Here is a 12,724-nt window from a genome sequence, read left to right on the forward strand (position 1 = left end):
AAATATGAGGGTTGATAGCGAATGATTCAATTCGAAAAAGGATTTTTGTAGTGGAAATAGACAGGATTGACAGAAAGATATTGAATATCCTCCAGCGGGATGGCCGAATCGCCAACCTCAAGCTCGCCGAGGAGGTGACGCTGTCGCCCACCGCCGTGCTGGCGCGGGTGCAGCGGCTCACGCGCGACGGCTACATCCTCGGCTACGAGGCGCGGCTCAATCCGTTGCTGCTGGGTGCGGGCATGCTGGTGTTCGTCGAGGTGCTGCTCGACCGGACCACGCCCCATGTGTTCGAGCAGTTCAACGCAGCGGTGCAGACGCGCTTGGAAATCATGGAGTGCCACATGGTCGCGGGCGGTTTTGATTACCTGCTCAAGACCCGGCAGGCCGACATGGAGGCCTATCGCCGCTTCGCGGGCGAGGTGCTCTGGCAGCTCCCTGGCGTGCGCGAGACGCGGACCTACGCGGTCATGGAGGAGGTGAAGAACTCCACTCATCTGCATGTTGGTACGTGACGATGCAGAACTAGTTGAAAACCGCTATGGCTTTTGCGAGCCAAGTAGCAATAATGGAATGCATGACGGCACACCGATGCCGAATAGTTCGAAGGGAGAGCGATATGACCAAGTCTTCAATTTCGCGCGCTGGCGGCCTGTTCGCGGCGGCATTGCTTTGCGTTCTGTCGACATCTCAGGCGCAAGCGGCTTGCTATGAACTTTACAGTGCTAAAAGCGAGCTGCTCTATCGCTCCACACAATCTCCGGTGGACCTTTCACGACCGCTGCACCAGACGGTTCCCGCGGTCGCACCGGGCGCCAAGCTGGTCTTCACGCCCAACAGTCAGGGCTGCGAGATCGACTTCAACAAGCTGCAACCGCAGGCCATCGTCGAGATTGAGGGGGATGGCTTTCGCACCATGAGCCCGCGAAACCCGCGTCGCGCCGGCCGCAGTTGAATGACTTAGTCGTCGTGTTTTGTAACTTCTGAACGACACGGCAGATGTGTTTCTCGAGCTATTGCAAACGGATACATCCTGTCTATCTCGCGCTCTGCAACTTTCAGACACAACAATTGTCAAAGATCATGACATCCTGAACGGCATGTCGCGCGTTATGGAGTGAGAACCCCAACGCCGAAGTCGGTGAGCGCCAGTGAAATCCTTCCGCTCTCACCATTGTTTCAAGGAGAATTTCATGATCCAAAGTCGCTCTCTGTACGCTCTGGCTGCCAGTGCGAGCTTGGCTCTGGCAATGTTGACAGCTGCTGGTACTGCGCAGGCGCACGGTGGTGTGTCTTGGTCTGTCGGCATTGGCGTCCCCGGCGTGGCCGTGGGCGTCGCAGCACCACAGCCTTATTACTACGCACCGCCTCCGGCGTACTACGCGCCCCAACCTGTCTATGTTCCGCAGCCACCTCCGGTGTATTACCGTCCTGCGCGACCGGTTTATTACGCCCCGCCGGTCGTGGTGGCACCTCCTGCCGTCTACTACGGTGGTGGGTATCGTGGTGGTCATCGTCATCACCACCATCGCGACCGCAATTGGCGCTGAGATACTGCGCTGATATCTGCGTTTTGCGTGCGAACGGCCCGTTGGGGCCGTTTTTCGTTTTGGGAGAACGATAATCACCATTGACAGCCCGCGTCTGGCAAGTACTTCCTGAAGGTGCGGGTGCGGCGATTTCTCCTCAGCATCAGAAGAACACCATGACCCCAAGCGTTTTTGTCCTCAACGGCCCCAACCTCAACCTGCTCGGCACGCGTGAACCGGCGGTCTATGGATCGCAGACGCTGGCGGATGTCGAAAAGATCTGCGCGACTGCCTGTCAGCGCCACGGCTTCGATCTGGTGTTTCGCCAGAGCAATCACGAGGGCGACCTCGTCGACTGGATCCACGAGGCAGGCCGCCTGCATGCCGAGGGCAAGCTGCGCGGCCTGGTGTTCAATGCTGCGGCCTACACGCACACGAGCGTGGCGCTGCTCGATGCGGTGAAGGGCACGGGCGTGCCGATGATCGAGCTGCACATCAGCAATGTGCACGCGCGTGAGGCCTTCCGCCACCACTCCTATCTTTCTGCCGCCGCCAAGGCGGTGATGTGCGGCTTTGGCGTGGCGGGCTACGGTCTGGCAATCGACGCGATGGCCGGATGGAAGGCGTGAGCGCCATGTCAGAGGAAGTTCTCGCACAGTTGCCGCCGCCCGCATCGGCAGCTCCGCTGGAAGCGTCGGCCACGGTGTACCGCACAGCAAGTACCAATGGCGATATCGTCTGGCATGTATGGGGCGAGCTGGCCGAGGGTGATCTGCCGCTGGTGCTGTTCCATGGCGGCAGCGGCAGCTGGATGCACTGGATCCGCAACATCGCCGATCTGGTCGCCGCAGGCCGGCAGGTCTGGGCGGTCGATCTACCGGGCTTTGGCGACTCGGCCGCGCCGGAAGTCGGCAGCGACGCGGACGCCATCATCGAGCCGCTGTGCGAGAGCATGCGCGAGCTGTTTGGTCTGCAGCAGTGCGATCTGGTCGGTTTCTCGTTCGGCGGGATGACGGCGGGCATGCTACTCGCTGCGCATCCCGAACTGGCGCGTCAACTCGTGCTGGTAGGCGCGCCCGCAATGGGTGTGGTGCCCAAGCGGCAGTTCGAGCTTAAAGCCTGGCGTCACCTGTCGCCCGAAAAGCAGCTCGACGTGCACCGCTTCAACCTCGGCGCGTTGATGCTGTTGGACCATGCGCTGATCGAGGGCGAGGCCCTGCAGGTGCATGTCGCCAACGTAGTGCGCGACCGCATGCAGCGGCGTCGCTTGGCGCACACCGACATCCTCGCTCGCTCGCTGCCGCAGGTGAGCTGTCCGGTGCATGCCATCTACGGCGCGCAGGACGCGCTCTACAAGGCATGGATCGCTGCGTTGGAGCAGGCTTACGCCACAGCGGCACCGGATTTTCGCGGCTTTGCGCTGGTTCCCGATTGCGGACATTGGGTGCAGTTTGAGCGCCCCAAGGCGTTTCTCGACGCCTTGCTAGCGGCCTTGAAAGACGGCGAGGGCGCGTGATGAGCGCGATGGGCATGACACCGCAGGTCGACGAACGCGAGGTGGAGTTCCGTTTTATCCGTGCGCAGGGTGCGGGCGGGCAGAACGTCAACAAGGTCTCGAGCGCTGTGCATCTGCGCTTCGACGTGTCCGCATCGTCGCTGCCCGATGAGATCAAGGAGCGACTGCTCGCACTCAGCGATCAGCGGCTCACGCAGGACGGCGTCATCGTCATCAAGGCCCAGCAGCACCGCACGCAAGAAGCCAACCGCATCGACGGCCTGCAGCGCCTGCAGGAGATCGTCGACAGCGTGGCCGTTGTGCGCCGTGCCCGTCGTGCGACCAAGCCGACTTGGGGCTCGCAGCAGCGCAGGCTGCAGAGCAAGACGCAGCGCTCAAGTGTCAAGGCACAGCGCGGACGCGTCAGGGGCTCGGACTGATCACGAGCCTGCCCTGATGTTGGCGTCGCGAATCACCTGCGCATAGCGATCCACCTCCAACTTGAGCAGCTTCTGGAACTGATCTGGCGTGCCGCCAAATCCATCGACGCCGAGATGAGCAGTTTTCTTCTTGAGCGCCTGGTCGTGGACGATCTCGTTCATGTGCCGGTTCAGCAGCGCCACGATGTGCGGGGGAATTCCCTTGGGCGCAATCATCCCGTGCCATGCGACCACGTCGTAGCCCGGCACGCCGGCCTCGGCAACGGTGGGGACGTCGGGAAAAGCACTGAGCCGATGCGGCGTGCCCACTGCCAGCGCGCGCAGCTTGCCAGCCGCCACATGCTGCATGATGGCCTCGGTTCCGCCGAACATCATGTCTACGGTGCCCGCGAGCAGGTCGGCCAGTCCGGGTCCGGTGCCGCGATAGGGGATGTGCTTGGCCTTCACCTTGGCAAGGCCGAGCATGTATTCGGTGACGACCTGCAGATGCCCGCCCTGGCCGCTGGATGCATACGAGATTTCGCCGGGCCGGGCGCGCATCATCTCGATCAGCTCCGCGAGATTCTTCGCTGGAAACTTGGCGTTGACCGCGAGCACATAGCCGCTTTCGGTGAGCTGGATGATCGGCGTGATGTCCTGAACCGGGTCGAAGTCGAGCTTGTACAGGCTGGGGTTGACCACGTAACTGCCCGAAATCACCAGCAGCGTGTATCCGTCAGGGGCTGATTTGAGCGCCAGGTTGGTGCCGATGGTGGAGGCCGCTCCCGGCTTGTTTTCCACGATGACGGGTTGCCCGATGCGTTCTGCGAGGGCCGTGCTGTAGATGCGCGCAGAAAAATCCGTGCCGCCACCGGGTGCGAACGGGACGATGATCTTGATGGGCCGGTCGGGATAGGCCTTGGGCTGGGCCATCGGGTTCGAAGAAAAGAGTCCACCAGCGGCGGCCGCCGTCGCCCCGATGAATTCACGCCTGTTGATCGCCATGGATTTGCTCCTTGCATGCCTTGTCGTTGTCATTCGCAAAGCACTTGTCTTGAAACAAGAATTTGCTCGAAATCAAATTCTGGCGAGACAGGAGATCGCCCACAAATTGCCGGTGTCAATTCATTTATTCATGTGCGCAATGACTGGTCGAGGTGTCTGCGCGCGGCGGCAATGAAGCGCAGATGGAGCGGAAATGGCCAAGCCCGCGACCGATGGATCGCGGGCCCGAGTTGTGAAGGCCGTCGAGCGATGGCGCGAGGTTTGAGCCTATGCGCGGCCGTCCACCAGTTTGATCATCACTGGGTGGTAGTTCTGCGAGAAACCCGCCTCCTGTGTCCTTTTGAGCAGGTCACAGGTGTATTGCGCAATGTGCGGTTTGAAGCCCGCTTCTTCGGCCAAGGCCAGAGCGAGCGACGCGTCTTTGAGCGCGTAGTCGACCGGGAACACTTTCTCTGGAAAGTTGTCGGGCACCATGTATTTCATGCCGTGGTTGCGCAGCACGAAGCTGTCGGCGGAACCTTTGGACAGGGCCTCGAACAGTTCCTTGCTGTCCATACCCGCCTTGCGCCCGATGGTCAGCACCTCCGCGAGGGCGTTCACGCTCATCAGCACCGTGATGTTGTTGAGGATCTTGACGATCTGCCCACAGCCCGTGCCGCCGCAATGCAGCACATCGCTACCCAAGTGCGAGAGCAGGGGCTGAAGCTGCTGGAACTGTTCTGGGGTGGCCCCCACCGTAATGAACAGCGTGCCGTTGACCGCCGCTTCCTTGGTGCGGGCAACCGGCGCGTCGACATATTCGATCCCTGCTGCCTTCACTTTTTCCGCGAGGGCGCGCGTTTTCGCCACGTCGCTCGTGCTCATGTCCACGATCATGCGCGGCTTCACGGCTGCGTTCAGCAGTGCTGTCGCAACCACTTCCACCTGCTTGATCGAGGGCAGCGAGAGAAACACCACATCGGCCTGCACGGCCACGGCTTCAATGGAGTCGGCGGTCTTTGCGCCTTGTTCTTTCAGGCGTTCGATGGGGGCTGTGGTCTGGTCGAATATGGTGACGGGTAGCCCGGACTTGCGCAGCAGATTGGCGCACATGGGTTCTCCCATGACGCCGAGTCCGATGAAGCCAATTTTCTGGATGGGGGTGTTCATTTATGTTGTCTCCTGGATAGGGGGTGTTCAGTCTTCAACCTTGATCTTCGCAGTCGCGACCAGGTCTTTGTACAGGCTGGTCTCGCGCTGGATGAAGGTGGAAAACTCCGTTGGCGATGAGGCCACGGGTTGAAAGAACATCGACGAGAACTTGGTCACCACAGCAGGTGCCTGCATGGCCGTGCGCACTTCTGCATTGATGCGTGCGACGGCGGCAGCGGGCGTGCCCGTGGGCGCCCAGAAGCCGTACCAGCTTGGCATGTCGAAGCCGTTGAATCCGCTTTCGGCCACGGTGGGAAGATCGGGCAGGTCGGGCAGTCGCTTGGCGGTGGTGACAGCCAGTGCCTTCAGGCGTCCGCCTTTGACCTGCGGATAGGCCGACGCCATGGGCTCGATCATCGCGTGCACGTGGCCGCCGATCAGATCGTTGAGCGCCGGGCTGCCGCCCTTGTACGGAACGATGGGCATCTTCACCTGTGCGCGTGATGCCAGCAGCTCAGCCGCGAGATGACCCGCTGCGCCATATGCGGCAGTCGCCCACTGCACCTCGCCGGGACGCTTGCGTGCGTCTTCCAGCATGTCCTTCAATGTGTTGTAGGGGCTGTTGGCGGACACCAGCACGAGTTGGGGCAGCGCGCCGACATAGGTGATCGGCGCGAAGTCCTTGTCCTGATCGTAGGTGGTGGAAGTCATGATCAACGGGTTCACCACCTGCAGCGATGCGTTCAGCAAGATGGTGTATCCGTCCGGTGGCGCGCGTTTGACGGACTGCGCGCCGATCACGCTGTTGGCGCCTGGGCGGTTCTCGATCACCACGGGCTGGTTGAGCTGCAACTGCAACTGCGGCGCGAGCGTGCGCGCCACGGTGTCTACGGAGCCGCCGGGTGGGAAGGGCACCACCAGTTTGATGGGCTTGTTGGGATAGTCCGAGGCGTTGGCGCGGCAGTAGGGCGCGGCCACCGTGCCTGCTGCGGCGAGCAGAAGCGAGCGGCGGCGCAGCCTTGGCGGCGGATGGTTGGGCGGGTTGTTGAATGGCACGTTTGTCTCCTGGATTGTGGTGTCAGTTCTTGATGGCGAACGGATCGCGCTCGGCGTTGGAGAAGTCGATCATCACGTTGCGGGTCGTGAGATATTCGTGCAGACCGACCTCGCCGCGCTCGCGGCCGATGCCCGATTCCTTGAATCCGCCAAACGGTGCCTGCGCGGCCAAGGCACGGTAGGTGTTGACCCAGACGCTGCCCGCCTGCATGGCGCGGCTCACGCGCATGACGCGGTTGATGTCGCGCGACCAGATGCCTGCGGCCAGGCCATAACGGCTGTCGTTCGCCATGGAGATGGCCTGCTCTTCGGTATCGAATGGAATGACGGCCAGCACCGGGCCGAAGATTTCTTCCTGTGCGAGTTCGCTGTCGTTGCTCACGTCGGCAAACACCGTGGGCTCGATGAAGTAGCCCTTGTCGAGACCCGGTCCGGTGGCGCGGCGGCCTCCTGTCACCAAGCGCGCGCCGACCTGTTGGGCGCGTTCGATCGATCCCAGAATGCGCTTGAACTGGGGCTCGTTGGCGACCGTGCCCATCTCGGTTTTCGGGTCCAGTGGATCGCCCAGGCGGATCTGCGCAGCGCGTTCCGCCACGCCCTTGAGGACCTGCTCGTACACGCCGCGCTGCACCAGTAAACGTGAGCCCGCCACGCAGGTCTGCCCGGTGGCGCCGAAGATGCCCGCGAGCGCGCCGATCACGGCCTTGCCGATGTCGGCGTCGTCAAAGATGATGTTGGGCGACTTGCCGCCCAGTTCCAGCGTCACGGGGATCAGGCGACGACCGGCTGCTGCGGCGATCTCGCGACCGACGCCGGGGCTGCCGGTGAAGCTCACGCGCGACACGCCCTTGGCATTGACCAGCGCCTGACCGACTTGCGCGCCGCCCGTCACCACGTTGAAGACGCCTGGCGGAAAGCCCGCCTCCTGCACCAGTGCCGCGAATTCAAGGGTCGATGCCGATGCGTGCTCCGATGGTTTCACCACCACGCAATTGCCTGCAGCGAGTGCGGGCGCGAGCTTGTTGGCGAGCAGCGACAGCGGCGAGTTCCATGCGGTGATCAGGCCCACGACGCCGTAGGGCTCGTACATCACATAGTCCAGCACATCGGGCTGGTCGAGCGGAATCTGCTGGCCATACAGCTTGTCCGCATAGCCCGCGAAGAAGCGCAACTGGCGTCCCACCCATTTCATCTGCGAGGAGGTCTCGCGGATCACTTTGCCGTTGTCGGTGGTCTCGATGATGGACATGCGCTCGGCCTGCGCTTCGATCAGCCCGGCCAGCTTGTTCATCAGCACCGCACGTGCGACGCCCGGGGTCTGGCGCCAGACGGTCTGGTAGGCGCGCTCGGCGGCGGCCACCGCATGCTCGACATCGGCGGCATCGGTATCGGGAATGTGTGCCCAGACTTCGCCTGTGTAGGGGTTCACGCTGGGCATGGTGCGCCCGTTGGAGGGGGCGACGTACTGGCCGTCAATGAAGAGTTGGTACTGTTGAGTCACTGTGTCTCCTGCTGGGGTTTGTTATGTGAGAGTGAGGTCGCAACGTTCCCGAATCCATCGTCGTTGCGGTCAAATCGAAAGTAAATCGGGAGTTGTGGCGCTTTCCATTTCCATGTGAAGTAGCTCACGCTGACTTCGCACCGAGCATGGTGGACAGGCGCTTGGCCGCACGCAGCAAGGCGCGCGGAACCTCTCCATCCCACGCCGGATCGAGTCGGTCTGCCGGGCAGGTAGTGGACAGCGCAATCGCCATGTCGCCGTTGGCGTCGAACACCGGCGCGCTGAATGCGTTCACCGTGATCTGATGTCTGTCTGATGGAGCCTTGCCGACCGAGCGCGCAAGGCCGTGCTGACGGACGTCGGCGAGACGTGATTCCAGCTCGGCCATGTCGAGGCTGCCGGATGTGCGGCGTATGGCGAGTTCTTCATCGACGGAGCGCCGTACCTGATCCGTTTTCATGAACGCGGTGAATGCCAGGCCGGTGGCGGACTGCGTGAGGTTCACCACCACGCCGGTCTGCAGATTCGGGCTCACAGGATTCTTGGACGGCTCCCAGCGCACCAGCGTGGGGCCGTGGTTGCCCCAGACGGCGATGCCGACCGTGCGTTGCCCGATCTCTTCGCAGATCTCCGGCAGCGCGGCGCTGGCGAGTCGCACGGCCTGCATGGCCGAGAGGTTGGCGGGTTGCGTGTCCTGGCTGACATGCCCGCCGAGATCATGCGCAAAGGTCACCATGTAGCGGCCCTGACCGAACGCCAGCGGGTTGCGGGTGGAGCGTTCCATGTGCTCGATCATGCCGATGAAGATGGTGTGATCACCGCCCGGATAGGCCGCCACCTTGCGGCATTGGAGATGGGCCGCGCTGCCGTCGATGACCGGCAGGCCGTCGATGCCTGCGCTGATCTTCACGCCCGCAAACTTGTCGACGCCGGATTTGGCGAACTGGTTGGCAATCGGAATCTGGTCGTCGGCCATGATGTTGACCACGAACCGGTCCGCATCGCGAAATGCGGCATGGCTGCTCGATGTGTTGGCCTGACTCCAGAGAATGAGCGGCGGATCGAGCGACACGGAACTGAACGAATTGGCGGTCACGCCGAACGCGTTGCCGTTGGCGTCCATCGTCGTCACCACCGTCACTCCGGTGGGGAAGGCGCCGAGCACCTGGCGCAGATGCTTGCTGTCGAAATTCATGGGGTCGTGTCCTTAACTGTGTGCGAAACCTGAGCGAGCGTTGCTGCGCTTGGGAGTATGGGTTGTGAGTGGAGAGAGCTGCATTGCTCGGTTGCTGCTTTGATGATGGTCAAAGTTTGAAACGCGAGGCGTCGCAAAACAAATCGCGAGCTTCAATTGATCTATAAGCGCCGGAAATGAATGAACATATGCGGCATTTATTCGGCGGATCAATAAGTCCATCAGAGTCCAGAAATTGCCGTGTGCAGGGCTTGTGCGAATACTTCCAACCGTGCGCCGCATTGGCGCCCCGAGTCACCACCAAGGAAGACAAACGCACATGTCCACATCACCACGCCAAATGTCGCTCATCGCCTTCATGCAGGCCCAGAACTGCACGAACTATGCGGGATCCTGGAGGCATCCATCGAGCATGACGGACTCGCTCAGTCCCGAGTACTACCAGCGCGTGGCACGCACGCTGGAAGAAGGGAAGTTCGACATGGCGTTCTTCGATGATCGTCTCGCCCTTCCCGACATCTACGGCAACAGCCACCGCGACACCGTGAAGTACGGCGTGCGGGCCACCAAGCTTGAACCCACCACCGTGCTGATGGCCATGGCCATGGCCACATCGCGCCTGGGTCTGGGCGCGACATACTCCACCACTTACTACGAGCCCTATCACGTGGCGCGCCTGTACGCCACGCTGGACCTGATGACCAAGGGCCGTGTGGCTTGGAACGTGGTCACCTCGATGAACGATTCCGAAGCGGCCAACTTCGGCCATGAGGAGCATCTGGAGCACGATCTGCGCTACGACCGCGCCGACGAGTTCATGGAAGTCGTCATGGGCCACTGGGACACCTGGGCCGATGACGCGATCATCAACGACAAGGCCTCCGAGATCTACGCCGACCCCGACAAGGTGCGCCGACTCGACCACACGGGCACCTACTTCCAGTCGCGCGGACCGCTGTCCGTGCCGCGTTCGCAGCAAGGCAATCCGGTGATTCTGCAGGCTGGTCAAAGCGGACGCGGTCTGGCCTTTGCTGCGCGCTGGGGCGAGGTGGTGTTCTGCAAATACCCGACGCTCGAAGGCGGCAAGAAGCAGTACAAGTCGCTCAAGGACGCAGTCGCCAACGCGGGGCGCGATCCCGCCAGCCTGAAGATCGCGCCCGAGCTCAAGATCATCGTGGGCGAGACGGAGAGCATTGCCAAGGAAAAGCGCGACCTCATCGCCAGCCTGTCGCGTCCCATCGATGGGCTCACGATGATCGGCGAGACGCTGAACATCGACTTCTCCAATCGCCCGTACGACCAACCCTTCACCGACGAGGAACTGGCCGCCGTGTCGTGGCAGAGCCTGCGCGACAAGGTCGTTCAGGTGAGTGGCAAGAAGAACCCTTCGGTGCGCGACTTTGTCGAGGCATCGGGTCGCGGAACGCTCAACGATGGTCCTTGCTTTGTGGGCACACCCACGCAGGTGGCCGATCAGATGCAGGAGTGGTTCGAGAACGCTTGCGATGGTTTTGTGCTCTCGGGCACCACCGTGCCAGGCACGTATGAGGACATTGTTCGTCTCGTGATTCCCGAGTTGCAGCGCCGCGGTATCTTCCGCAAGGAATATCCGGGCAAGACGCTGCGTGACACGCTGGGCTTTCGTCGGCCGAATGCAGGTGACTGGAAGAAGGGGGCGCAATGAGCACGGCCAGCCCACAAAACAAAGAGGTGCGGATGATGTCCGCCAGCGGGATTCTGGGCTACGGTTTTCCGGAAGCCTCGCTGAACACGGCACTGGAGCGCAAGCCGCACATGATCGGCGTGGACGGCGGAAGCTCTGACCCCGGGCCGCATTACCTGGGATCGGGCAAGACGCTCAACTCGCGGCTCGCGATGAAGCGCGATCTGTCGTTGCTGCTGCGCGGCGCGATTCGCAACGGCATTCCGATGATGGTGGGAACCTGCGGCGGTGCGGGCGCAGAGCCGCATCTGCAGGTCTGTGCCGACATCATTCGCGAGGTGGCGAGAGAGCATGGTTTGAGCTTCAAGATGGCGCTGATCCACGCAGAGCAAGACAAGGGATTCCTGCTTGAGCAGTTGGCCGCAGGAAAGATCCGCCCGCTCGGCAACGCGCCGGAACTTAAGGCGCAGGACATCGAGGGCGCGGAGCGCATCGTCGGCATGATGGGGCCCGAGCCCTATCGGCAGGCGCTGGCGGCGGGCGCGCAGGTGATTCTCGGCGGCCGCGGAACCGACCCCGCGCCGTGGGTGGCGCTGGCGATGCACCACGGTGTTCCGGAGGCACCCGCCTGGTATGCGGGCAAGATGCTGGAGTGCGCCTGCAACGCGGCCATTCCGAAGAAACACGACTGCCTGCTGGTAACCGTGGGCGAGGACTTTGTGCAGGCCGAGCCGCTGAACCCGGAGTTGCGCTGCACGCCCATGTCCGTGGCTGTGCAGGCGCTGCACGAAAACGCCAGCCCTGTGATCCGCTATGAACCCGGCGGGGTGGTGCACAGCGAGAAATGCAATCTTTCGGCGATCACGGATCGCGTGGTGCGCATCACGGGCATGGAATGGAAGCCAGCGCCCTACACTATCAAGCTGGAAGGCGCGCGCCGCGTGGGTTTCAGCGCATTCACGATCGCCGCCACGCGCGACCCCGGACTCATCGGGCAGATCGACAGCTTTCTCGATTTTGTGCGCGAATCGACGGCCACCAAGGTCAAGGCGCTGGGCTTGGCGACGGAGGACTACCAACTGGTGCTGCGTGTCTACGGCCGCGATGGTGTGATGGGCGCATGGGAGCCATCGAAAGACGCGAAGCCTATCGAGGTATCGCTGATCGCCGAGGTGGTCGCCACCACGCAGGAGATCGCCAACGCCGCGCTGTCGCTGGCGCGGGTGACGCTGCTGCATTCCGACTTTCCGGGGCGCATGTGTCGTGAAGGCAATATGGCCTTTCCGTTCTCTCCGTCGGATGTGGAGCGTGGCCCCATCTATGAATTCATGCTCCAGCACGTCATCGAGATTGACGATCCGCTGAAGATGTTCCCCATTGAATACGAAACCGTCGGAGCCACCGCATGACCCGGTTGAAAGACATCGCCAAGGCCTGCAAGAGCAAGAATGCGGGGCCGTTCCACATCACGCTGGACATCATGTTCGACGATCTCAAGCTGTTCGAACGTGTGCGTGCCACGGGCGTCATCCGCGCGGAACTCATTGCGCAGTTGTACGGGGTGCCCGTCGATTCGGTGCAGTTCACCGAGTACCCGCCCGCACTGGCATGGAAGGCCACCATCGCGCGGCGAATTCCATCTGGCGCGGTGGGAGACACGGATATCTACGGCGCGCAGCAGCACGCACCATTGCTGGACATCGAAGTTCCCATCTGATGGATGGCCAAGA

The 12,724-nt window shown here is 62.1% G+C and carries 14 protein-coding genes; 9 read left to right on the forward strand and 5 right to left on the reverse strand.

The window, feature by feature from the left end:
* The first annotated feature begins 41 nt into the window (after positions 1-41).
* The 6 genes from G7047_RS05075 (at position 42) to arfB (ending at position 3,464) form a co-directional block, all read left to right on the forward strand.
* Positions 42-515 carry an Lrp/AsnC ligand binding domain-containing protein gene (locus tag G7047_RS05075; protein ID WP_166311890.1) on the forward strand — a complete coding sequence of 158 codons (474 nt, stop codon included), beginning with the start codon at positions 42-44 and terminating at the stop codon, positions 513-515.
* Positions 516-619: 104 nt separating this feature from the next.
* Entirely contained in the window at positions 620-955 is a 336-nt protein-coding gene (locus tag G7047_RS05080) for a hypothetical protein (RefSeq protein ID WP_166301656.1), read from the forward strand.
* Between the two features lie 238 nt (positions 956-1,193).
* The gene (locus G7047_RS05085) at positions 1,194-1,550 is read left to right on the forward strand and encodes a hypothetical protein (RefSeq protein ID WP_166301659.1); all 357 of its coding nucleotides are present in this window, start codon (positions 1,194-1,196) and stop codon (positions 1,548-1,550) included.
* Between the two features lie 155 nt (positions 1,551-1,705).
* The gene (gene aroQ, locus G7047_RS05090) at positions 1,706-2,158 is read left to right on the forward strand and encodes a type II 3-dehydroquinate dehydratase (protein WP_166301662.1); all 453 of its coding nucleotides are present in this window, start codon (positions 1,706-1,708) and stop codon (positions 2,156-2,158) included.
* A gap of 5 nt (positions 2,159-2,163) precedes the next feature.
* On the forward strand, positions 2,164-3,045 hold the full coding sequence (locus G7047_RS05095; RefSeq protein WP_166301665.1) for an alpha/beta fold hydrolase: 882 nt from the start codon (positions 2,164-2,166) through the stop codon (positions 3,043-3,045).
* Between the two features lie 14 nt (positions 3,046-3,059).
* Positions 3,060-3,464: an alternative ribosome rescue aminoacyl-tRNA hydrolase ArfB gene (gene arfB / locus G7047_RS05100; protein WP_166301668.1), complete on the forward strand. Its 405-nt coding sequence runs from the start codon at positions 3,060-3,062 to the stop codon at positions 3,462-3,464.
* Here the strand turns inward: arfB and G7047_RS05105 are convergent, their stop codons facing one another.
* From G7047_RS05105 to G7047_RS05125, 5 genes are all read right to left on the reverse strand, one after another.
* Positions 3,465-4,448 carry a tripartite tricarboxylate transporter substrate binding protein gene (locus tag G7047_RS05105; RefSeq protein ID WP_166301671.1) on the reverse strand — a complete coding sequence of 328 codons (984 nt, stop codon included), beginning with the start codon at positions 4,446-4,448 and terminating at the stop codon, positions 3,465-3,467.
* Between the two features lie 267 nt (positions 4,449-4,715).
* Entirely contained in the window at positions 4,716-5,597 is an 882-nt protein-coding gene (locus G7047_RS05110) for an NAD(P)-dependent oxidoreductase (RefSeq protein ID WP_166301674.1), read from the reverse strand.
* Positions 5,598-5,624: 27 nt separating this feature from the next.
* Positions 5,625-6,635, reverse strand: coding sequence for a tripartite tricarboxylate transporter substrate binding protein (locus G7047_RS05115; RefSeq protein ID WP_166301677.1), 1,011 nt, complete (start codon positions 6,633-6,635; stop codon positions 5,625-5,627).
* A 22-nt stretch (positions 6,636-6,657) separates the two neighbouring features.
* Entirely contained in the window at positions 6,658-8,136 is a 1,479-nt protein-coding gene (locus G7047_RS05120; RefSeq protein ID WP_166301680.1) for an aldehyde dehydrogenase, read from the reverse strand.
* Between the two features lie 124 nt (positions 8,137-8,260).
* Complete coding sequence (locus G7047_RS05125) at positions 8,261-9,331, reverse strand: flavin reductase (protein WP_166301683.1); 1,071 nt, start codon at positions 9,329-9,331, stop codon at positions 8,261-8,263.
* A 319-nt stretch (positions 9,332-9,650) separates the two neighbouring features.
* On the opposite strand from G7047_RS05125, the gene G7047_RS05130 reads away from it, so the two are divergent.
* From G7047_RS05130 to G7047_RS05140, 3 genes are read left to right on the forward strand one after another with little or no spacing between them, the layout of a single operon-like run.
* Positions 9,651-11,015, forward strand: coding sequence for an LLM class flavin-dependent oxidoreductase (locus G7047_RS05130; RefSeq protein WP_166301686.1), 1,365 nt, complete (start codon positions 9,651-9,653; stop codon positions 11,013-11,015).
* Positions 11,012-12,403: an acyclic terpene utilization AtuA family protein gene (locus G7047_RS05135; protein WP_205904720.1), complete on the forward strand. Its 1,392-nt coding sequence runs from the start codon at positions 11,012-11,014 to the stop codon at positions 12,401-12,403. Before G7047_RS05130 ends, G7047_RS05135 begins: the two co-directional genes overlap by 4 nt.
* The gene (locus G7047_RS05140; protein WP_166301689.1) at positions 12,400-12,711 is read left to right on the forward strand and encodes a DUF4387 domain-containing protein; all 312 of its coding nucleotides are present in this window, start codon (positions 12,400-12,402) and stop codon (positions 12,709-12,711) included. The genes G7047_RS05135 and G7047_RS05140 overlap by 4 nt, the downstream gene beginning before the upstream one ends.
* Positions 12,712-12,724 lie beyond the last annotated feature (13 nt).

This window comes from Diaphorobacter sp. HDW4A (assembly GCF_011305995.1).
In the GTDB taxonomy this organism is placed as follows: domain Bacteria; phylum Pseudomonadota; class Gammaproteobacteria; order Burkholderiales; family Burkholderiaceae_C; genus Diaphorobacter_A.